Here is a 20,040-nt window from a genome sequence, read left to right as displayed (position 1 = left end):
ACCCAAGGCCGGGCATGCCCGGCGCTTTCTTCAGGCCGGCTATATCCGGCTTCCTCATTAAAATGGGAAAAGATTATGCAAGCGCTTCATTTTGGTGCCGGAAACATTGGCCGCGGTTTTATTGGTAAATTACTGGCGGATGCGGGTATTGCGTTAACCTTCGCCGACGTGAATCAGCAGGTGCTGGATGCGCTGAACCAGCGCCATGAATACCCGGTGAACGTGGTCGGCGAACAGTCGCAGGTGGAAATGGTTCGTGGCGTGCAGGCGGTGAACAGCGCCAGCGAGGCGATTATTCCGTTAATAGCGGAAGTGGATATTGTCACTACAGCGGTTGGACCACAAATTCTGGCGCGCATTGCGGCAGGGATTGCCAAAGGTCTGGTCAGCCGCAGCGAGAACGGTAACCCTCGCCCGCTGAACATCATCGCCTGTGAAAACATGGTGCGCGGCACCACACAGTTAAAAGACCATGTGATGCAGGCGCTGCCTGAGCACTATCACGCCTGGGTTGACGCCAACGTGGGCTTCGTCGATTCTGCCGTAGACCGCATCGTGCCGCCTTCGCAAGCGGGTAACGATCCGCTGGAAGTAACGGTGGAAACCTTTAGTGAATGGATTGTCGATAAGACCCAGTTCAAAGGCCTGCTTCCTGAAATCCCTGGCATGGAACTGACCGATAACCTGATGGCCTTTGTTGAACGTAAACTGTTCACCCTGAATACCGGCCACGCCATCACCGCCTATCTGGGCCAGCTGGCCGGTCACCACACCATTCGCGACGCCATTCTGGATGAGAAGATCCGGGCCATCGTGACAGGCGCGATGGAAGAAAGCGGCGCGGTGCTGATTAAACGCTACGGTTTTGCTGCCGACAAACATGCGGCTTATATCCAGAAAATCCTTGGCCGTTTTGAAAATCCTTATCTGAAAGATGACGCAGAGCGCGTTGGCCGTCAGCCACTGCGTAAACTGAGCGCGGGTGACCGCCTGATCAAGCCTCTGCTCGGTACGCATGAGTACCATCTGCCCCACGACAACCTGGTGACCGGCATCGCTGCCGCCCTGCATTACCGCAGCGTCGAGGATCCGCAGGCACAGGAATTAAGCGAGCTGCTTGCACACCTGGGTGTATCGGCCACGCTGGCACAGATATCAGGCCTGGAGGCCGGCAGCGAAACGGTGGCTGCGATAGTGAAGGCTTACCACGCTATGGCATAATGCGTCATTTTCGAGTGACGGAAAAAGTAAGGGACTCGGTTCACCCCTCTGTATCAGCGCGGTGGAACCGCTGGATTTGAGTACAATGTGCAGGCGCTCATGGAACAACCACAGGCTTTTGAAAATCGGGTGCTTGAACGCCTGAATGCCGGGCGGACGGTCAGAAGCTTTATGATCGCCGCGATGGAGCTGTTGAGCGAGGCGGTTAACCTGCTGGTCATTCAGGTCTTTCGCAAAGATGATTACGCGGTAAAGTATGCCGTGGAACCGTTGCTCATGGGCGATGGCCCGCTGGGTGAGCTGTCGGTGCGGTTGAAGCTGATCTACGGCCTTGGGGTGATAACCCGCAATGAATATGAGGATGCCGAGCTGCTGATGACACTGTGCGAAGCGTTGAAGGACGAGAGTGCCGACTATCGCTTTACCGACGATGAGATGCTTGGCCCCTTTACGGAACTGCACTGCGTGGCCACCCTGCCTGCCTGCCCGGACTTATCCGGCGACGATGCCGGGTTAGGCCCCATGCTTCAGCAACGCTACCAGCAAGTGGTTCGTTCCACTCTGGTCCTGTCCCTGACAGAACTCATCTCTCGCATCAGCCTTAAACAGGCTTTCAAAAAGTAGCTGATCGACTTTCCCGGACCATGCTGCTTTCGTGTATCCTTGCGACAATTAACTTCCTTACGGTAACAACAATGAAAGAACAGATTCAGGCAGAAATCAGAAACCTTAGCGACAAGCTGGACGCTCTGACACGCAAGGAGCCCATGCTGCTGGAATCCGGCGATGCTGAAAAGCTGGGTGAGCTGCTGAAGGAAAAAGAAAAGCTGGTTAACGAGCTGGAACGTCTGCGTGGCGTCCGCGAAGATAAATTGAGTAAAGAAGCGCAAAAGCTGAAACAGATGCCGTTCAGCCGTGCCATTACTAAAAAAGAGCAGGCCAATATGGGCGTGCTGAAAAAAAGCGTGCGAGGCCTAGTGGTGGTTCACCCGATGACCGCGCTGGGCCGCGAAATGGGCCTGAAAGAGATGACCGGCTACGCCAGAAGCGCGTTTTAACGGGTGCCATGCGATTTTCTACCGCTGCTGAAGGCGATGCGGGCCGCCAGGGCTGCCCATGCAGCTCGCCGCCGTTGATGCGGCTGCGACTGGCACCGAACAGTGCCTTACACAGCCCGGTTTTGCCCGCACCCACCAGCAACGCGATGCCAGGGATTTCGCCTTTGCGCAGGGTCAGTGAAATATTGTGCAACAACGAATCATCGTGCAGCCCTTCCACCTTGAGCAGCGTTTCATCGCTAAACGGCCGGCGACGTGAGGCATAGATATTTTCCAGCTGGTGTCTCAGCATCTTTTCTACAATCTGCTCACTGCTCAGTGCCGCCATCGGGCCGGTTTCAATCAATCGATCATCACGCAGCACCGTTAGCTGGTCGCAAATCGCGCGGAGTTCGTGAATACGGTGGGAAATAAAAACCACGCCAATGCTGTTATTTTGCAGACGACGAACCACGGTAAACAGCCGCTCGTTTTCTTGCTGGTCCAGCGGAGCAGCGGGTTCATCAAGGATAAGAAAACGGCAATGATGAGAAAGCGCTCCTGCCAGCAGGATATGCTGTTTTTCCGCCAGGCTACACCGATCGATACGCTGGCGCGCATCCAGTGAGACATCCAGCTGTCCCAGTAGCGGCCTGGCCTGGCGATGAATAGCTGCCCGACATCGACCAGGCGGTCCAGCATAATATTCCCGGCTACGCTGAGGCCAGGAACCAACACGGCATCCACTTCCTGTTGCACCAGATGTATACCCAGCCATTTGGCATCACGCGGGGAGCGAATTGACACCGACTCACCATCCAGCAGGATCTCTCCGCTGTCGTGGTCATACGCACCGGAAAGCACCACCATCAGCATTGATTTACCTGCGCCATTTACACCAGCCAGCGCATGGAGAGTGACCAGACAGGCTGAAACCCACCCCTGTAAGCGCTGAAAATCCGCCAAAAGCGATGGAGATATGACACATTTCGAGCTGATTGAGCGCAACCATAAGCCTGTTTCTATTACTTAATAAACAACTGTGTCACTTATCTTTTATGGAATTGTCACAGTGGGCAACAAACGAAAGGGCATAAGCTAATATAAAATATTATTAACCATCTGGACGGCCAGAAATTTAAGCAATTAACGCCAGACAGTTGCCTTCAGTCAGCATAATGAAAGGGAAAAAATGAGATGAATAGAATTTGTCGCGGTAATTGGGGGATAAAAAAACCGGCGAAGCAGATCTCGCCGGTTGCCGGGAACAGTAATTATTTAGCGGAAGCAAAGCGCGCAGCAGCTTCGTCCCAGTTAACGACTTCCCAGAATGCCTTGATGTAGTCAGGACGCTTGTTCTGGTATTTCAGATAGTAAGCGTGTTCCCACACATCCAGACCAACGATTGGCGTACCGGATACGCCGGAGATCGCTTCACCCATCAACGGGCTGTCCTGGTTGGCAGTTGAAACCACGGCCAGTTTGTCGCCTTTCTTGACCAGCCACGCCCAGCCTGAACCAAAACGGGTTGCCGCCGCTTTTTCAAATTCAGCTTTGAACGCGTCAACGCTACCAAAGTCTTTTTCAATGGCGGCTTTCAGGTCACCGCCCAGGGTGGTGCCGGTTTTCAGGCCTTTCCAGAAAAAACTGTGGTTCGCGTGCCCGCCCGCGTTGTTACGCAGCACGGTTTTTTTGTCGGCAGGAACCTTGTCCAGTTTGGCGATCAGCTCTTCAACCGGCAGGCTGGCAAACTCGGTTCCTTCCAGTGCTGCATTGGCGTTGTTGACGTAGGTCTGGTGGTGTTTGGTGTGATGGATTTCCATCGTCTGCTTGTCGAAATGTGGTTCCAGTGCGTCGTAAGCGTAAGGCAGGGATGGCAGTGAATAACTCATGTTCATCATCTCCATAATGGTTGGCAAGGACGATATCGCCCCACGTAAGTAGTCGGATTATTATAGTTAAATAAATGTTCCCGGAAAGATTAATCAATGCCTTGGCTTTCTTAGGGTTTAGTCGGTATCCACGCGCAAAGCCATAGATGGATGAACCGGTTTCGCCGGATCCTGACCCGACGGGAAAAGAAGTCTGAGAATTACGGGGCCATATTGCATTTTTCCTGTGGTCTTATTGTCCAGAATAAAGTCATATTGAGACAGGCTCTTATTGCAGGCTCTCCGTCAGTCAGTTTGCGGCTGGCGGTGTTCTCTTTTGAAAACGCGCCTGACGGCTGGTTCGACGTAACAGGTGAGTTGCCATGCAACAAAATAAAGCAGCGCCACAACAGGAATCGTCATCAACAACATGATGTAATCGTTGTTAATATAATGATTGAGCTTGATCAGGGTGGCGATCAACAGATTCTCATGGATTAGATAAAGCGTATAACTGGCGTAGCCAATGGATCTCAGAAAGGAGACAGACAGCACTTTCTCCAGCCGCGTGGAGTAAAAGCTGAAAACAAACAGAAGAAAGGCGAGCGCCAGAGGAAACAGCACGTCCAGCCCGCGGGTTTTAATGTAAAAACTGAGGTTAATCAGTATCGCCAGCAGGGTTAAACCATAATGGTAGAGCTTGTCCCGCTGGTGCATCCTTTCGTATACCAGGCAGCCAATCATAAACCATGAATAATGGATAAAACCGAATTTCGAGATAACATCCGCCAGCAGCGGGTGTCCAAGCATTTTCATTGCGGATGCGGCAGACACCGCCAGCATGGGTAAAATTAAGGCAGGCAGACAATATTTTCTGCCGACAAAATAGTAAACAAAACCAATAAGCAGATAAAAGACAACTTCAACATACAGCGACCAGAACGATCCCTCGAGAGAAGCGAAGTTTATGCCGCTGGCCATCGAGAGCGTTTCAGGGTTGATGAAAAGTAATCCTGGGATCAAATTTATCAGGGTCGGGATGCCTGCCGGGCGTTCAGGAAATAAACCCGCCGTCAGATAAATCAGCACGCTGGCAATCAGCATAGCGGGAAATAATCTGAGCCATCTTTTCTGTAAAAAAGATCGGTAGCTTTCTGACTTATCAAGCGTCATGAAAATCACGAAGCCAGAAATCATAAAAAACAGCGGCACGCCTAAATAGCCATAAGCAAACAGCGGGAAATCTTTCGTCGAGGCAACAAAATGCAATTTTTCCGGCCATCTTGCGCAGGCATGAAAACCAATCACCAACAGGATTGCCAGTCACCTCATCCCATCCAGATGCTGAATTCTTGCGCGCACGGCGATACCTCAAATAAGTGTCGATTAATGTAAATAACCTTCACGGTAGCATCGTAGAAAGCGTAAATCCTATCAGCCCTAATCCTAATTTGAAGATGGAACTGTGAATGATGAAGAAAAACTGGTGCTGCTGGACCGGCACAGGAATGGGATCGATCGCCCTGATGCTGGCATTAATACATTTTATGGCTGGCCCTTTTTCAGCACAGCCGCCACTGGAGGAAATAATTGCAACAAACGCTGTTGCTATCAAACAGGCAACCCTTGCCGCATTGCGGGGAAAAAAAGAGGTGATGGCCACACCGCCGGACAGCCTGTGGGATAAAGACCGTATGCTGTCCGCCGCGATTGCCGCACTTGCGGCGGGCGCTGTCATTCTGGGTGTGTTGGGTGGGATGGTACACAAGGAAAATCGCCGTGTCGCGACGGCGGCAGTATTACTCGGTATCGCAACCGTCGAGCTCCAGTTTGCGGCAATGGTGCTGAGTGTGGTCCTGCTACTGGTGCTGATTGCAGGTGTGATAAGCCTGTTGAGCGGCTGAAGCAGAGTCGAAAGCATTTCAGCTCTGTTTGCGATAATAACGTCGTTTATTTTCCTGATGCCACCAGCGACTTGTCCAGCGCACCCACCAACCTGTCGATGTCGCTTTCCTGGAAAGCCAGCGGTGGCCGTAGCTTCAGTACATTGCCGTAAGAACCCGCGACCGAGGTGAGCACATGGTTATCACACAGTTTCTCGGTAATATCCAGCGCCAGCTGCTTGTCCGGCGTTTTACTCGATTTGTCCGTGACCAGCTCAAAACCGATAAACAACCCCGCTCCGTGCATGTCACCGACGCAGTCGTACTTCTCTTTTAGCGTTAACAGTTCAGCCAACAGTTTTTCACCCACCACCCGGCTGTGTTCCTGAAGCCCTTCTTCTTTGATCACCGTCAGCACCGCCTGCACAGCCGGATTGCCGCCAAAGGTATTGAAATAGGGAATATCACCGCTGAAGGCCGCCAGAACATTGCTTTTTGCCAGCAGCGCGGAAACCGGAATGCTATTACCCATTGGTTTTCCGGTGGTGACAGTGTTAGGTACCTCGCCGTGACGGGCACTCCCCCGGAAGGCCTCGCCGGTACGCGCAAAACCCGGTTGAACTTCATCGGCAATGAATATCCCGCCGTTTTTATGCATCACATCGACCGCTTTTTTCAGGAAGCCTTTTGGTCCCGGCAGCACACCGTCCGAAGAGAAAATAGAGTCCGCCAGAAAACCGGCAAATTTGATGCCGTGTGCCACCATATCATCGATTTGTTTCTGGATTTCGCCTGCAAACCAGTCACCCAGATCCGACGCATCAACGCGATAGTAATCAGGCGGCGATACCAGCCGGGTGCAGCAACCAACAGCTGCCCGCTGCCCAGCACAGGCGAGACGCGAATTGCCAGGCCACTGGCTTCCGAACCGGTACACATATACATTGACCGGTCAATTTCTGACAGCATGGTAGCCAGCAATGCCTCTGAATAATCCAGGATACGCTGGTGCAGATAGCGGGGGTGAGTATTCATCTGCTGATATACCGCATCAATAACCGCCGGATTACAGTGGCCGATACTGGCTACATTGTTGTAAACATCAAGATACTTATCACTGGCTGCGTCCCACAGAGACTGTCCTTTACCCCGCACCAGGTGTACCGACTGCGATAGAACAGACGGTAAGATTCGCCCGGCACCTTGCTGCGCTTGTCGGTCATGCTGCGAATATCAGTATCCAGACCCGCAGCATGCTCCGCGCGAAAACTGTTGGTGTCCATGATGGTCGAACGTGTCGCCATAATCACTCCCGTTACGGTTTGCGTCATTGTGAGCAGCAGGTCCGGTGGTCTGCCTCCATCATGGCAAACCCTGATAAAATGCAATTAAGTACACAAATACAATAAAGTACACATACAATTCCCTGCAATGTCAGACAGACTATCGTTATCCAGTCTGACTAAGGAAAAGATATGCTTCAGGAAACACACCTCCACCGAATTCGTGCGCTGCTGACCATGCTCAATCAGGTCAGTACCGAACGGATTATCAGAGAGCTGGGAATCTCTCATGAAACCGCGCGAAGAGACATTATTGAACTGGAGGCTCAGGGCGTTGCCAGACGCGTGCATGGCGGGCTGATCGCTATTGACGCAGAACCAGCCCCTCCCCCACTGACCGTGCGCACCGAAGTACGTGCCAGGGAAAAACGAGCAATTGCCCGCGCCGCCGCGCGGCAGCTGAGGCCGGGTCAAACGCTGTTTCTTGATGCAGGCACCACCACTATGCTGGCGGAAGAACTGCGCACCATGACAGGGCTGACCATTATCACCAACAGCCTGAATGCCGCATTAACACTGGGCGCTGCCGAAGAATACGAAACGCTGAATAACACGATTATTCTGCTGGGTGGCGCGATGCTGGCGGGAGCAAAAGAAACGCGGGGTGAGCTGACGGTAGGTGAAATTTACCGCTACCGCGCCGATGTTGCGATGATGTCGCCAGTCGGTATCGACAGTAAAAACGGTGCCAGCAGCTTTCAGCCGCATGAGGCACCATTTGCCCGTGCCATGACCCGGCAGGCCAGCCAGCTTATTTTGCTGGCCGATCACAGTAAGTTGGGGCTGACCAGCAGGCTCAATTACGCCGATATCAGTGACGTCACCACCCTGGTGACCGATAGCGGTGCCACGACGCTGGCAGCCGTTCACGCGCTGCAGAAAGTGCTGTCGGTGATCGTTGCCAGCTAAACGACAGCTTATTTTTCCCGCAGGCGTTGAGGATGGGTATAAACCGTCGCTCGTCCCGGTTTGCTGAAGCCAACCAGCGTCAGATTACTGCGTTGCGCCACCTGCACCGCCAGGCTGGTGGCGGCAGAGACGGCAAACAGGATTTCAACTCCGCACAGGGCCGATTTCTGGACCATTTCATAGCTGGCACGGCTGGATACCAACACGACGCCATGCTGCCATGCACGCTGCTGGCTGCGTTTTCCCAGCAGTTTATCCAGCGCGACATGACGGCCCACGTCTTCATACCCCCCCGCGAGGGTACCGTCTGGCATCAACCAGGCTGCCGCATGGGTGCAACCGGTGAGCTGCCCTACAGGCTGCACATACTTTAGCTGAGTCAGCGCTCTATCCAATTGGGCAAGCGCAAAGGTCTGGCTGAACGGCAAAGGCGCAATCGGTTTGCCAATTTCCTGCAGCTGCTCCACGCCACACACGCCGCAGCCGGTTCGCCCTGCCAGCGCCCGCCGCTGTGCCTTCAGCGCCATAAAACGTCGGCTGGAAAGTTCCACCTGCACTTCGATACCCGCATGCGACGGGTAAATATCAATACCGTAAATATCATCAGGCGTGGCGATGATGCCTTCAGACAAGGAAAAACCAACGGCAAACACCTCCAAATCTTTCGGCGTCGCCATCATCACCACATGGGAAATGCCGTTATAAATCAGCGCAACCGGCACTTCATCGGCCAGGTAATCCTTCGTCGCGCAAGACAGACTGTCGCGATGCCAGACGTCAAGCTGGCTTAATCATTTGCTTTCAATGTGATTGCCCATTTTATTGTCCGTGTCCCGGCACCCGTATTAAGCCGGAGCAGACGCTTTTCCGGCCAGTTTGCCCTTCGCTGTAATTCTGAACCGACACACGGCCCACCGCAAAAAATCTTAAAATGGCGCAGAACAAGGAAGTCAGCACGGCACGTGCGCTATAATTTCCGCTCTGTGGGACCTGCATCGGCAACACCCCCCGAGTTTTATATGATTATTTCTGCAATTGCCCGACGCGGTTTCAACATTCCTTCATCCACGGCAACTGAAATGACAGGAAACACTCTTCGATGAACAAGCACCTTACCCCGCAGGCACCGCTGGAAAATGGCGGCCAGAACGTCGCAGAACGTGTTCCACCACTGCTCTTTCCCCGGCTGAAAAATCTTTATTCACGCCGCGCAGCCCGTCTGCGCCAGCTGGCGGAGAAAAATCCGCTGGGCGACTATCTGCGATTTGTTGCGGTGATAGCAACGGCTCAGGAAATTGTGTTGTACGACTATCCGTTGCACACCGATATTCACCGGAAGAAAAATGCCGCTCAGGGCAGGCCCCCCTTAGATATGCATTCCCTGGCGCGCGATATGCACTGGCAGCGTCTCCTCCACTCGCTGATTGCAGAACTGAAACCGGAAATGACCGGGCAGGCGCTGGCCGTGCTGGAAAATCTGGAGAAAGTATCGGCGCAGGAGCTGGAAGCGATAGCCTCCTCCCTGCTTGCCGGTAACTTTGGGGAAATCAGCAGCGATAAATCGCCGTTTGTTTGGGCAGCGCTGTCGCTCTGGTGGGCGCAAATGGCAACGCTGTTACCCGGTAAAATCGATGTGGCTTTCGGTACGGAACACCGGTTCTGCCCGGTGTGCGCCAGCGTCGCCGTTTCTGCTGTTCAGCATATGACCACCCAAAAAGAAGGCGTGCGTTATCTGCACTGCAATTTATGTGAAAGTGAATGGCATGTTGCGCATGCCGGATGCAGTTACTGTGATCAAGGTGGAGAGCTGCATCGCTGGTCACTGGGAAACGAGATGGAGGCGATCAAAGCAGAAAGCTGTGGCGACTGTGGCACCTATATGAAAATTCTTCTCCAGGAGAAAAATCCGGCGGTAGAGCCGATAGCAGACGACCTTGCCTCGTTGATCCTGGATGTCCGTATGGAGCAGGAAGGTTTTACACGCAGCGGTTTGAATCCTTTTCTTTTTCCGGGAAAATAATTTGATTGTATAGTGAGAACGCGCCCGCTTTACGCCCGCCAAACTGGAGGATGACATTTTGAAACTTATCGGCAGTATTATCAGCCCTTTTGTCCGTAAAATTGCGGTGAATCCTGCAGGAAAAGGGCATTACTTATGAGTTTGTCAGCAAGTAACCCTGGACAGATGAAAGCCCTGTTCCCCACTATAATCCGCTGGGAAAAGTCCCGGTTCTGATGATCGGTCCAGAGGAGATTTGGTACGACTCGCATATTATTGCCGCTTATCCTGAGCAGCTTCATCCCGGGCCGACGCTGCTTCCGCAAGAGAAACAAGCGGCGCTGGCAGACGGCGTCGGTGACGCGGCCGTGCTGCTGCGCGAGCAAATGCGTCCGGCTGAGACACAGTCAGAAACCCAGCAGCAACGGCAGCGCGATAAAATTCAACGTGGACTTGATGCACTCGAACAGGAAGCCCGCGCAGGGTTACACCTTAACTGTCAGGATATTAACCTGGCCGATATCGCCACCGCCTGTGTCATTAACTATATGTGTTTTCGCCAGATCATTATCCCAGACTGGCAGGATGGCCGCCCCACGCTGGTGGAGAAAATGCTCAAGCGTGCGAGCTTTGTTCAGACCACGCCTGAGTCAGCATAAGCCCGGTCACCACGGCCATGACATTTTTACGGGCGCTGGCCCGGTTCCCCGCCCTTAATCCGGTCTGATAAAAGGAGTTTTTCTGTGCAACGTTGTGGTTGGGTCACGCAGGACCCGCTCTATCTTGCCTATCACGACGACGAATGGGGCGTTGTTGAGAAAGACAGCGCTAAACTGTTTGAGATGATCTGCCTGGAAGGACAGATGGCCGGGTTATCCTGGCTCACCGTGTTGAAAAAACGGCAGAATTATCGTCGGGTATTTCATCAGTTTGATCCACATAAGGTGGCAACAATGGATGACGCCGATGTGGATCGGCTGATGCAGGACAGCGGCATTATCCGTCATCGGGGAAAAATCAGCGCAATTATCTGTAACGCGCAGGCATTGCTGAAAATGGGAGCCTCCGGGGAGACCTTTGCCCACTTTGTCTGGCAGTTTGTTGACCACCAGCCACAGGTGCAGCGCCATGCTGACCACCGTACAGCCCCCACTTTCAGCCCGGCTTCCGACGCGCTATCAAAAGCGCTAAAAAAACGCGGATTCAAATTTGTGGGTACCACAACATGCTACTCGTTTATGCAGGCCTGCGGCCTGATTAACGATCACAGCACAACCTGCTTTTGCCATCCTGATCATCACTCATAACCGCCGATTACGCGCTATCGCACTGGGCGACATTAGCACGGTGCTTTATGATGGCCTTTTTCATCCGCCGTTATGACAAACTCTGTTTAATACGAAGTCAGGCATTGTAGCGCGTCGCGTAAAATGAGAAATTGCGCCACTTAAATTGATAAATCGGTAACAGTGGTTTTTTTCTCATTATACGCGATTTGTTTTGATTGAAATTTAAACTGGCCGGACTGGCCAGATGATATCCGGCGCTTTCGATGTATCCACTGCCTGCACTGCTTTAATGTACCTCAGCCACACAACCAGACTTGCCTTGTCTTCGTCGCTGATAATGCCTAACTGGAGTTCCGTCTGCCACAAGCTAATTGTGGCCTGCGCTTCAGCCAGTAACACCGCTTTCTGCTGCTCTGCTGCTTTCACGTCCGCAATATGCTGTGTTTCATAATCTGTTATCCATTCGCTACCGTTCCACCTGTCGTATGGTGTGGCTGGTGCCAGCGTGGTGGTGCCTTCCGGGTAATCGCCCGGCACAGTAACAGCGACCTCTTCGCCTGTTTTAATGTTGTAAACGGTTTCCCCACGATGATCTGCTACGTATTCCCATGCAGTAAAATCCACAGTCCGACAGATGGTAAAGCCATCTTTACTTTTGCCCGGTGCGTCAGTACATGAGTTAGCAGGAACACCCACCCCCGGGGCAAGATACTCAACAGACGTTGAAAGATATTCACGGGTCCCGCCAGCGTAGTTAAATACGGTAATATCTCCCGCCTCAATGGAAATCAGTTCGCTGTTCAGTTTTGCCGTTGCCATTATGCGGCCCTCACAATGTAGTTAAACGCAATGTTTCGCGGGCGGGTTTCATTTGCTGATCGAACAGACAGACGAGCGGAGGAAGTTTGCCCACCGTCAGTGAATGCGTCCCCGGCTGCCAGGCCATCAATGGCATCGGCTCCCGAACCTGTACGATTAGTCAGTACAAGAATGTTTTTTACCGTCAACCCGTTAGAGGCATAGCTCACACCCATTGCATCATTCTGTGCGGAAAGAACAGACCTGCCAGCATCCATGCCCCGACCATCGTCCGTGCCACGGATAAACTCACCTCGCAGATCGGGCAAACTGCCTGAGGGGTACGCCACCGCCAGTGCGGGATATTTGGCTTTATCAAACGCCGCACCGTTGCATTTAAGCCAGCCTGCGGGGGCTGTCGCTGTCGCTGTCGGCCACGGCAGGGGTATACCGACAGGGATAACGTTAGCGCTGGCGGCAATAATTTGTGAGATCGCTCTGGAAAGTTGAGTGTTATCCGCTTTGTCGGGGGCGATACCGGCTTCTGTCAGTACATTCAGAAGCTCTGCCTGAACCTGGTTAAACCAGTCCTGTCCGGGATAGCTGGGCGACTGATTTGCCCCTCCTTCAGTAAACCATAACGGTGTTGCGCTGGATGTGGGCGCAATAGCAGGCATCACGCTGACACCGCTGTTGTTATCCAGTCCGTACATAATCAGTCCTCATAAATAAAGATAAATTCAGTTTCAGCAGGGGTATAGCGTTCAAGCAGGCACTCAAGGTCAGCCGCATCGGCAACCCGTAAACGCTGCGTGCAGTTATCCAGCACCGTTGAGTAATGTGTGACCGTCGATGCCACATATACAAAGACGCGAAACCAGTTAGTTTCCGGATGAATGGGGTAAATGCAGCTCCGCAGGCAATGGTGCGGATAACGCTCAACCAGCCTTATGCTGTAACCACGGGAAGCAGCCAGCTGCTCGTAAAACGGGATACACAGGCTCCCGGCCATCGTCAGCCTGGTCTTCAGAGCGCTACGGCGGTTCTCAATCGGCGCGTCCCTGTCGATGCTGCAATCGGGTAGCCCGGCAAAATCTTCCCAGCTGTCCAGCAACAGAAATGCCCGGTCAGGATGCATCTCATTCAGCAATGCGTCGTTGATGCTGTCAACCCGGGCAAATTCTTCGCCAGTGGCCAGCATCAGTCGTGCCAGCTGGCTGTCCGGTTTTTTTGTCCAGGCTTTACCATTCGGCAGCAGTTTCAGACCTGACTGTTGATAGTCCTGCGCGGTCATCGCCATACGATATCACCCAGGACAAACAGCTCATTTTCGGCCGCATACTGGTCAGAAACAGGAGAAATAACGGTGTTATCCGTCTCCCCGGGGGCACTGGATATGGTGGCCCGCAGCTGGGACAACAGCATTGTGCCACCACGAGGAAGGGTGGCAAGCCAGGCTTTAAGGTTGTCACTGACTGCCGTTCTGACGTCCTGAGTATCAGGCACCAGCCGGATAACGGGGTTAAGGGGTAAGGGGTTCGGGCTTTCAACAATCAGTTCAGCCCCAACGGTCTTACCTTCAACCTGATTTGTTACCGGGTTGATATGTGCGGTCAGATACTCTTTGACGCGGGCAAGATCGTTTGGCGTCGGGAATATATCAACTTCCTCATCCAGTACAAACATCACTCCCACCGTGCCATAGCCCCGATAGCGTGGAATACACCAGGCACGGGTAACACCAGCGCATTCCAGCGCCCATCGGACATAATCGAACTGATTACCACCAGATGGCGGATACTGCACGCGAAACAGTAATCGTACGCACAGTGAATCAATACTTTCCAGTTCAGCACCGCCACTGATTGTGGTCTGGCTGACAACGGCACTGCTCTGGACAAAATCAACGGGTGAGATGAGTTCCACCGTTACATTTTCGGCGGTATTGCTGTTTTTACCCGTCTCAATGGCCACAACGTAAACAGCGACACGCCCGGCTCTGGCTCTGATTTCAGCAACTGACTCAAACATCGTGCCATCAGGCCGCTGCCAGCGGGTGCCCTCAGGGATTACGGTGTCACCGTTCACCGTTACCAACAGTTCCCCACTGGCACTGGCGGCAGGTTTACGCCATACCCCCCAGAATTCACAGTGTTCCAGCAGCTTATCTTCATCCGCCAGATGCGGAACTATCTGGCGCGATGTCCAGGCTAAATGGTCATGCAGCGCTGCGGCGTTACCGGCATTGGCAAATGCAACAGCTCCTGCAACGCTGAAGCGGGGGCGGGCGTACGTACCGGGTAACCGGCTTTCAATGTCTGCCTGGCCACGGGCCAGCAGTAGTGATAATGCAGGAGGGGTATAAGCCATTTAAATACCGTTTAAAGTGGTGTTAAACGCCAGCGGGACGGTGCTGCCGTCCGGGAGCGTCAGCATTACCGTAAGCAACAGAAATCCCGTGCGGGGAGCCGATGCCGTCACATCAACATGCCTGATATGACCGTCATCAACCAGCCAGGCCAGCGCCTCGCAGGCGTAGGTTCTGGCCCGTATCAGCACGGATGCCATCTGTTTTTCACGGGAAAGCAACCACAGTCGGCTTCCCATCTGACGGGACTGAAAGGCGTCTCCCCACCAACCGCGTTTATCTGTATCCGGCCCGGCGGGTAATTCATCAGAATCCAGCGCCCGCCGGTCAGTAAATAATGAAATAATGACGGCGGTACTCAGTGAATCATCCAGCAGAATATCCGCATTGCCCACGGCTATATCAGCGCCGTTGGTTTGCCAGATTAGTGCGATATCTGTCATGCCTTCGGCCCTCCGGAGCTGTAGCCATCATGTTCAGGGTGGATGTGGTTCGCGCCGCTAATCCCGCCAGACAGATGGTCACTGGCCTGACTGATGCCAACGATATCAACATCACCGGTAAAGCGGGTTTGGGGTGAGTCAAACAGGATTTCATCCTCCGCCACGACCTCAAGGCGCTTGCAGGCAATCTTAATAACTCCATCTTTGGTAAGCACGATACGGTGTCCCTCAAGGTGATAGACGGCGCTGTCACCAGGTTCAAGGTTGCCCAGTCGTGAGTTTTTGTCATCAACGGCGATGGCCACCAGATGCTGCCGGATACCGCCCACCGATAAAACGATGGCTTCACTGCCCACCGGGGGCACGCTGCTGTGGCCGTAGTTCTGGAAGCGCTCGACATCATCTGCTGTCTCATCGGCCAGCATGGTGACCTGTAGGTTCTGCGTCCTGAGACTGTCATTGGCCATATTGACCACACCACGGGAAATCAACAGGCGCAGACGACGTTGTAAACCGGCGGTGATTTTATTTATCTGTCTGATCATCGCCATACACCATCATAAAATTTCGCGTCTGGCTGCGCCGGTTCCTCGAAACCTTCACGGGGCATCAGTTCCAGTTCGGTGACCGTGCCTCCCTCCTGCGTCAAATTAAAGGTGACGGTTGTGATTAGTAAATCCCGTTCAGGAAATCCCGCCGCCCTGGCCCTGACGGTTACAAGCTGGTTGGGTGACCAGAGCTTACCCTGCGGATTAAACCAGTCCTGTACCGTTGCAATGGCGGTGGTGGCATGGGCCATTGAGCGCTTCTGCTCCCAGCTTCCCCGCGCATTACCTTTAGCTTTGGTGAAGTTGTCATCAGCAATAATAATGGTCGGGCGATAGCGGGTGATATCAGGGTCTGCCACATCAACATACACTGACGTTGCCTGGCTGGCCGTTTGGGTCTCTCCCCATAGCCCGCCGCCACTGCAACCACCTTTGACGCGAAACAGGCTGAAGCGCTCGGCCCATGACTGGTGGGTTTTAACCGATAACATTCGGGTGCCTGACGCATCTTTATCACTGCCGTCAGGCCCTAAAATCAGTGTGCCCGCACGGTTTTTACTGGCTGTCGTAAAGACAAGGTCGCCCTGTGCGTTGCTGGTGATCAGCACACCGCGATGGCGTGCTGCCCGTGACAGCATATCAAAGACGGTCTCCCCGGGTTCAATCTGCCAGACCCGGAATTTTGCGGCAGCAGCAGGCAGTTCAATCTGCCAGATGACCTCAACACCAAAGGGCTGACAGACGTCTCTGGCAATCGTGGCCAGCGTGACGTCACGCCACTGGCCCCGGACATGAATTGCCGTACAATCCACCAGATCACCGGTCTTATCGCGTCCGGTCAACGTAATGGTGCGGTTTTTGCTGTCGACATCGGTATCCATCGTATCCACATAGCCGGTAATCACACGCTGACCATTGATCTCCAGCTTACAGGCCATACCGGCTTCTGATACCAGTGGTGAATCACCGCCTGTAACCGTGACGCCCAGCGTGAACTGTCCGGCGATTTCCTCAAGGCTGCGAGTAACGCTCAGTTCTTTCCAGCCGCTGTAAATCCGGTTACCCAGATACAGTTCAATACGATGTGTCATTGATGATCTCCACGTCTGTGCTACCGGTGACAAAGGCCGGGTGACGGATACCGTTACGGCGGATAAAGCGGTCAAGATGGTGGACGTCACCGGTGTGACGGTACAGCGCGACTAACGCGGGTTCTGTTCCGGTGAGCTGTATCGTTCTGGCAGCAGGCAGGTTTTGCGCGACAGATTTCATGTACTGAATAAAGGTCAGTCGGAAAATTCGCACCTGAATGGATGTCTGAAACCAGCCCATATCGCCGGTATCTGTCAGTGCGTCCAGCAGGATGTCCCCCAGTTCAGTCATCGCGGCGTTGCAGTCTTCCAGCGTTTCTATAGCTGAGGTACAGGCCTGCGTCTTTGCAGGTGAAGTTAATGACAGACTGTCATTGCTGCCGGTTAATACCACTGAACGGGAAGATGACATGATGCTTTCTTTCGCGGCCGTCAGGGTTACTTTAGCCAGTTCAGCCGCTGTAAATGTGGTAACGGTGGTATTCATCACCGTCTGGATGCGGGCAACCGTCGGATCATTCGACGTGAACTGAGTCTGTATGCCGCCCCGTGTTTTCTGCAACGCCCGAACCGATACCGCAGAGGTGCCGGTTTGTACCACACCGCTGATAAGAGCGAACATTTCCGAAAAAAGCTGCCCGGGGGTATTGATAAGATTTTTGACAGAGCCTTTTAATGCCAGTGCTGCCGCCAGTAATGAGGCACCGCCAGAACTGGAGGTCAGTCCGCGGATCCCGTTGGTAATGGTATTAAGCGTTTTTTCCACTTCATTTATCGCCGCCGTAGCATCAGCCATTGTTTGGGTAACCGTGGCCCAGCCCGACTGAACATCGTTTAGCAGGCTGACGGCAAGACTGTCACTGTTGAGCAGGGTATCTTCAGCCTCAGTCGGTGCCGTGTCATCCTCTGCTGGCGAGAAGGTAATGGAAAAAATGGCGTTGCCCTGTGCCCCACAGGATTCACGTACCGTATAGGTTTCAATCCGGACGTTTAAAGTGCCCCAGTTCGGGTGAACAAGTTCCCCCACATCCCTGGCCTCAAGCGCGTTAATCAGCGCATCACGCTGGTCAAAGTAGTCATCCCCCACAACAACAGCGGTAAAAGCATACTGACGCAGGGCGCGGCCCATATCTTCGGTCAGCCCCTCATCACGCAGGGGGTATTCATGGCGCACAATCCGGCGTCCTCCGGTCAGCGTCGTGTCTTCAATCATCCGGAACGGCACACCCCGAAAAGAGCCTTTACCATCAGCCAGACGGCCACGCCATGAGGTATCGTTAAACAGTGCGTTAATATCCATTATATGCCCCCGCCCCATGTGTAACCGGTGTTAACCCGCAGCCCGATATTACGTGATTTGACCTCGGTGGCTTTTACCTTCAGGTCAGGGTTAGCTGAAGAAACTTCTATGGTAATTTTGCCATCCGGCGGCTGTATTGCCTTACGGAAATCACGGGCCTCAGTGGGTGCGGTGGCTTGTGCCTGCTCCCACTGTTCGCCCATCGTCCCCCCACGCAAATAAGGGGAAATTGCCGGGCCACGCTCACTCAGCCGTTTATCCCTGTCCTGTAACCAGTTATCAATAGGGGCAGGAAGCCAGGCATATTTCGGCTGGCGTCCATCAGGATATTGCTCCTTCCGCAACTGTTCGAGCCGCTGTTTTAACTCATCCTCTGTAGGCAAAAGCCCCATGATTTGGATGGTGCTATTCATGGCGGAAGCACGCGGCCCGACTTTATTAAAGGGGGTATCACTTCCAGGTCCCGCGCCATTACCGTTGCCGCCATCCTGCCAGTTGGTGACATAGACAGGAACGACCGAACCGTCGCCCCCCAGTTCACCCCTGCCTGCCCCCTTTTTACCGGGTCCCATAAGGAGGTCTTTACCCCATTTACCGGCTCGCCAGGTATAGCGGGCAGCAACGGCTGCACCGATGGCCCAGGTGGCCTTTTCCAGAATACCGGTGTATTTATCGAGTTCTTCAGCGGACAGGTCATTAATGGCGTCAGCCAGGTCTTGCACTGGCTTTGCCAGTTTAAGCTGGGCGAATTTATCACCGGCATTGGCCAGTGATGTTAATGCGCTATTTAACGTCTGGATATTCCTGGTGGCTTTCTCGTCGGTAAAGCCATCTTTAACATTAGCCGGATTGATTAAGCTTTTAAGTTGTTGCTGCTTATCTTTACTGGTAAATCCCATCATCATTTGCAGGGCATTGCCGTTAAATATATCCCTGAAATTATGTTCTTTCTGTTTTGCTGCTTTACCTATTTCCAGAGCCAGTTCCGGTGCTGACTTATAAATCCCTCTTTTTCTGTCCTTATAAACCTCGACGTGATTACGCCTCAGTATTTTTTGATTGTCTTTATTTTTAACTGATTCAAAAAAATCGTTTACCGCGCTGGCAGCCTGAGATGGATCGGTAAACTGTTCATTGGCCAGCCTCTGCATACCCACAATCTGCGCGATATCCTCAGGCGTTTTCCATGAGGTGCTTTTGATCATGCCGGGCACCGATTTAACCTGTTCAGATAAATTGCCGGTGCCGGTCAGCGAGACGGATGATAACCCATCTAACGCCCGCGTCATTGCCCTGGCATCCCTGGTGCCACTCAGCCAGAATGCGCTGACCAGATCACCGGCATCCTCAGCACTTAATCCGATGCCTTTCATGGCCAGAGCGATGTTATCCATCTGCGTGACAGCGCCATCAAGATCGTTCGTCCGCTCCAGAAATTTCCCGGTGGCATTAATCAGGTCGGTATAGTTTGTCTTGCGGTTACCCGCGTTCTGCCACACCGCCTGATTAAATGCATTAACCTGGTCAGCCGTCAGGTTATAGCGCGTGCCAAGTTCGGTAAGCAACTGGCTCTGCTCACCAACCCGTTTACCCGCCATCACCAGACCACCGCCTGTGGCAAATCCGACCAGCCTGTTATCAAACTTGTCCAGAATGCCGTTAGCGCCGCTGACTGAACGGGAAAGCAACCGCATTGACAGACTGCCGTCCCTGCCTAACTGGCGGATGCTGCTGCCAAAGTTACGGGCACGCTGAGAAACGTTACCCACCAGATCAATAATGAATTTCGCGCGATTCTCAGTGGCCATTTATTTCTTCTTCGTCCAGTGCTGATAAAGAATAAGTTTTGACAGAGGCAGCCCCAGCGCCCAGACCGGGCCACCTTTCAAAATAATACCGATATGGAGTGCAGTGCGTTCGATGTCCCTGACGCACCGCAA

The 20,040-nt window shown here is 53.2% G+C and carries 20 protein-coding genes and 4 pseudogenes; 9 read left to right on the top strand and 15 right to left on the bottom strand.

Annotated features, from left to right (window positions below; genetic code table 11):
• Positions 1–75: 75 nt before the first annotated feature.
• The 3 genes from LU633_RS00275 to LU633_RS00265 all read left to right on the top strand — a co-directional run bounded on the left by LU633_RS00275 (position 76) and on the right by LU633_RS00265 (position 2,279).
• Entirely contained in the window at positions 76–1,221 is a 1,146-nt protein-coding gene (locus LU633_RS00275) for a mannitol-1-phosphate 5-dehydrogenase (protein WP_016193045.1), read from the top strand.
• 99 nt (positions 1,222–1,320) lie between these two features.
• Positions 1,321–1,845, top strand: coding sequence for an MltR family transcriptional regulator (locus tag LU633_RS00270; RefSeq protein WP_016193046.1), 525 nt, complete (start codon positions 1,321–1,323; stop codon positions 1,843–1,845).
• Positions 1,846–1,916: 71 nt separating this feature from the next.
• A complete protein-coding gene (locus LU633_RS00265; RefSeq protein ID WP_016193047.1) occupies positions 1,917–2,279 on the top strand; it encodes a YibL family ribosome-associated protein in 363 nt (120 codons plus the stop codon).
• Here the strand turns inward: LU633_RS00265 and LU633_RS00260 are convergent.
• Together LU633_RS00260 and sodA are read right to left on the bottom strand one after the other, a co-directional pair.
• Positions 2,278–3,270 (bottom strand): annotated as a pseudogene (locus LU633_RS00260) (ATP-binding cassette domain-containing protein); the annotation flags it as partial. The gene LU633_RS00265 and the pseudogene LU633_RS00260 overlap by 2 nt on opposite strands.
• A gap of 262 nt (positions 3,271–3,532) precedes the next feature.
• Complete coding sequence (gene sodA, locus LU633_RS00255; RefSeq protein WP_016193050.1) at positions 3,533–4,150, bottom strand: superoxide dismutase [Mn]; 618 nt, start codon at positions 4,148–4,150, stop codon at positions 3,533–3,535.
• A 135-nt stretch (positions 4,151–4,285) separates the two neighbouring features.
• Here sodA and LU633_RS00250 point away from each other — a divergent pair.
• Positions 4,286–4,408 (top strand): annotated as a pseudogene (locus tag LU633_RS00250) (IS5/IS1182 family transposase); the annotation flags it as partial.
• Positions 4,409–4,435: 27 nt separating this feature from the next.
• On the opposite strand, the gene LU633_RS00245 reads toward LU633_RS00250, so the two are convergent.
• Positions 4,436–5,437: an acyltransferase family protein gene (locus tag LU633_RS00245; protein WP_016193051.1), complete on the bottom strand. Its 1,002-nt coding sequence runs from the start codon at positions 5,435–5,437 to the stop codon at positions 4,436–4,438.
• A 161-nt stretch (positions 5,438–5,598) separates the two neighbouring features.
• Between LU633_RS00245 and LU633_RS00240 the strand changes: the two genes are divergently transcribed.
• Positions 5,599–6,033, top strand: coding sequence for a hypothetical protein (locus LU633_RS00240; RefSeq protein ID WP_016193052.1), 435 nt, complete (start codon positions 5,599–5,601; stop codon positions 6,031–6,033).
• 46 nt (positions 6,034–6,079) lie between these two features.
• Here LU633_RS00240 and LU633_RS00235 read toward each other — a convergent pair.
• Positions 6,080–7,316: pseudogene (locus LU633_RS00235) on the bottom strand (aspartate aminotransferase family protein).
• Between the two features lie 171 nt (positions 7,317–7,487).
• On the opposite strand from LU633_RS00235, the gene LU633_RS00230 reads away from it, so the two are divergent.
• Entirely contained in the window at positions 7,488–8,264 is a 777-nt protein-coding gene (locus LU633_RS00230) for a DeoR/GlpR family DNA-binding transcription regulator (protein ID WP_016193053.1), read from the top strand.
• 8 nt (positions 8,265–8,272) lie between these two features.
• Here the strand turns inward: LU633_RS00230 and fdhD are convergent, their stop codons facing one another.
• Positions 8,273–9,022, bottom strand: coding sequence for a formate dehydrogenase accessory sulfurtransferase FdhD (fdhD, locus tag LU633_RS00225; RefSeq protein ID WP_040465912.1), 750 nt, complete (start codon positions 9,020–9,022; stop codon positions 8,273–8,275).
• A 341-nt stretch (positions 9,023–9,363) separates the two neighbouring features.
• On the opposite strand from fdhD, the gene fdhE reads away from it, so the two are divergent.
• From fdhE to LU633_RS00210, 3 genes and pseudogenes are all read left to right on the top strand, one after another.
• Positions 9,364–10,284, top strand: a complete 921-nt coding sequence (gene fdhE, locus LU633_RS00220) for a formate dehydrogenase accessory protein FdhE (RefSeq protein ID WP_016193055.1) — start codon at positions 9,364–9,366, stop codon at positions 10,282–10,284.
• A 58-nt stretch (positions 10,285–10,342) separates the two neighbouring features.
• A pseudogene (locus LU633_RS00215) lies at positions 10,343–10,922 on the top strand (glutathione S-transferase).
• 84 nt (positions 10,923–11,006) lie between these two features.
• Positions 11,007–11,570 (top strand): DNA-3-methyladenine glycosylase I, encoded by a 564-nt coding sequence (locus LU633_RS00210; protein ID WP_016193058.1) that lies wholly within the window; start codon positions 11,007–11,009, stop codon positions 11,568–11,570.
• A gap of 204 nt (positions 11,571–11,774) precedes the next feature.
• Here LU633_RS00210 and LU633_RS00205 read toward each other — a convergent pair whose 3' ends face one another.
• The 10 genes from LU633_RS00205 to LU633_RS25665 are packed head-to-tail and all read right to left on the bottom strand — an operon-like array spanning position 11,775 to position 20,040.
• Positions 11,775–12,371, bottom strand: a complete 597-nt coding sequence (locus tag LU633_RS00205; RefSeq protein ID WP_016191786.1) for a tail fiber assembly protein — start codon at positions 12,369–12,371, stop codon at positions 11,775–11,777.
• The gene (locus LU633_RS00200) at positions 12,371–13,027 is read right to left on the bottom strand and encodes a phage tail protein (RefSeq protein WP_407647036.1); all 657 of its coding nucleotides are present in this window, start codon (positions 13,025–13,027) and stop codon (positions 12,371–12,373) included. The genes LU633_RS00205 and LU633_RS00200 overlap by 1 nt, the downstream gene beginning before the upstream one ends.
• Positions 13,028–13,065: 38 nt before the next feature.
• Entirely contained in the window at positions 13,066–13,650 is a 585-nt protein-coding gene (locus LU633_RS00195) for a YmfQ family protein (protein ID WP_016191784.1), read from the bottom strand.
• Positions 13,641–14,720, bottom strand: a complete 1,080-nt coding sequence (locus LU633_RS00190; RefSeq protein ID WP_016191783.1) for a baseplate J/gp47 family protein — start codon at positions 14,718–14,720, stop codon at positions 13,641–13,643. Before LU633_RS00190 ends, LU633_RS00195 begins: the two co-directional genes overlap by 10 nt.
• The gene (locus LU633_RS00185) at positions 14,721–15,161 is read right to left on the bottom strand and encodes a phage GP46 family protein (RefSeq protein WP_016191782.1); all 441 of its coding nucleotides are present in this window, start codon (positions 15,159–15,161) and stop codon (positions 14,721–14,723) included.
• The gene (locus LU633_RS00180; protein WP_016191781.1) at positions 15,158–15,706 is read right to left on the bottom strand and encodes a phage baseplate assembly protein V; all 549 of its coding nucleotides are present in this window, start codon (positions 15,704–15,706) and stop codon (positions 15,158–15,160) included. The genes LU633_RS00185 and LU633_RS00180 overlap by 4 nt, the downstream gene beginning before the upstream one ends.
• A complete protein-coding gene (locus LU633_RS00175) occupies positions 15,703–16,800 on the bottom strand; it encodes a phage baseplate assembly protein (RefSeq protein WP_016191780.1) in 1,098 nt (365 codons plus the stop codon). The genes LU633_RS00180 and LU633_RS00175 overlap by 4 nt, the downstream gene beginning before the upstream one ends.
• Positions 16,784–18,100: a DNA circularization protein gene (locus LU633_RS00170; RefSeq protein ID WP_016191779.1), complete on the bottom strand. Its 1,317-nt coding sequence runs from the start codon at positions 18,098–18,100 to the stop codon at positions 16,784–16,786. Before LU633_RS00170 ends, LU633_RS00175 begins: the two co-directional genes overlap by 17 nt.
• Complete coding sequence (locus LU633_RS00165) at positions 18,100–19,908, bottom strand: hypothetical protein (protein ID WP_016191778.1); 1,809 nt, start codon at positions 19,906–19,908, stop codon at positions 18,100–18,102. Before LU633_RS00165 ends, LU633_RS00170 begins: the two co-directional genes overlap by 1 nt.
• On the bottom strand, positions 19,909–20,040 hold the full coding sequence (locus LU633_RS25665) for a hypothetical protein (protein WP_016191777.1): 132 nt from the start codon (positions 20,038–20,040) through the stop codon (positions 19,909–19,911). It abuts the gene before it with no gap.

This window comes from Erwinia tracheiphila (assembly GCF_021365465.1).
GTDB classification, from domain to species: domain Bacteria; phylum Pseudomonadota; class Gammaproteobacteria; order Enterobacterales; family Enterobacteriaceae; genus Erwinia; species Erwinia tracheiphila.
This window is presented reverse-complemented; position numbering and strand designations above follow the sequence as displayed.

What these genes read in the sequence shown, in the direction of transcription:
- sodA (WP_016193050.1), bottom strand. Translation starts at nt 4,150, where the DNA reads ATGAGTTATTCACTGCCATCCCTGCCTTACGCTTACGACGCACTGGAA.
- LU633_RS00230 (WP_016193053.1), top strand. Translation starts at nt 7,488, where the DNA reads ATGCTTCAGGAAACACACCTCCACCGAATTCGTGCGCTGCTGACCATG.
- LU633_RS00205 (WP_016191786.1), bottom strand. Translation starts at nt 12,371, where the DNA reads ATGGCAACGGCAAAACTGAACAGCGAACTGATTTCCATTGAGGCGGGA.
- LU633_RS00240 (WP_016193052.1), top strand. Translation starts at nt 5,599, where the DNA reads ATGATGAAGAAAAACTGGTGCTGCTGGACCGGCACAGGAATGGGATCG.
- LU633_RS00170 (WP_016191779.1), bottom strand. Translation starts at nt 18,100, where the DNA reads ATGGATATTAACGCACTGTTTAACGATACCTCATGGCGTGGCCGTCTG.
- LU633_RS00190 (WP_016191783.1), bottom strand. Translation starts at nt 14,720, where the DNA reads ATGGCTTATACCCCTCCTGCATTATCACTACTGCTGGCCCGTGGCCAG.
- LU633_RS00270 (WP_016193046.1), top strand. Translation starts at nt 1,321, where the DNA reads ATGGAACAACCACAGGCTTTTGAAAATCGGGTGCTTGAACGCCTGAAT.
- fdhE (WP_016193055.1), top strand. Translation starts at nt 9,364, where the DNA reads ATGAACAAGCACCTTACCCCGCAGGCACCGCTGGAAAATGGCGGCCAG.
- LU633_RS00165 (WP_016191778.1), bottom strand. Translation starts at nt 19,908, where the DNA reads ATGGCCACTGAGAATCGCGCGAAATTCATTATTGATCTGGTGGGTAAC.
- LU633_RS00180 (WP_016191781.1), bottom strand. Translation starts at nt 15,706, where the DNA reads ATGATCAGACAGATAAATAAAATCACCGCCGGTTTACAACGTCGTCTG.
- LU633_RS00195 (WP_016191784.1), bottom strand. Translation starts at nt 13,650, where the DNA reads ATGGCGATGACCGCGCAGGACTATCAACAGTCAGGTCTGAAACTGCTG.
- LU633_RS00265 (WP_016193047.1), top strand. Translation starts at nt 1,917, where the DNA reads ATGAAAGAACAGATTCAGGCAGAAATCAGAAACCTTAGCGACAAGCTG.
- LU633_RS00175 (WP_016191780.1), bottom strand. Translation starts at nt 16,800, where the DNA reads ATGACACATCGTATTGAACTGTATCTGGGTAACCGGATTTACAGCGGC.
- LU633_RS00185 (WP_016191782.1), bottom strand. Translation starts at nt 15,161, where the DNA reads ATGACAGATATCGCACTAATCTGGCAAACCAACGGCGCTGATATAGCC.
- LU633_RS00275 (WP_016193045.1), top strand. Translation starts at nt 76, where the DNA reads ATGCAAGCGCTTCATTTTGGTGCCGGAAACATTGGCCGCGGTTTTATT.
- LU633_RS00200 (WP_407647036.1), bottom strand. Translation starts at nt 13,027, where the DNA reads ATGCCTGCTATTGCGCCCACATCCAGCGCAACACCGTTATGGTTTACT.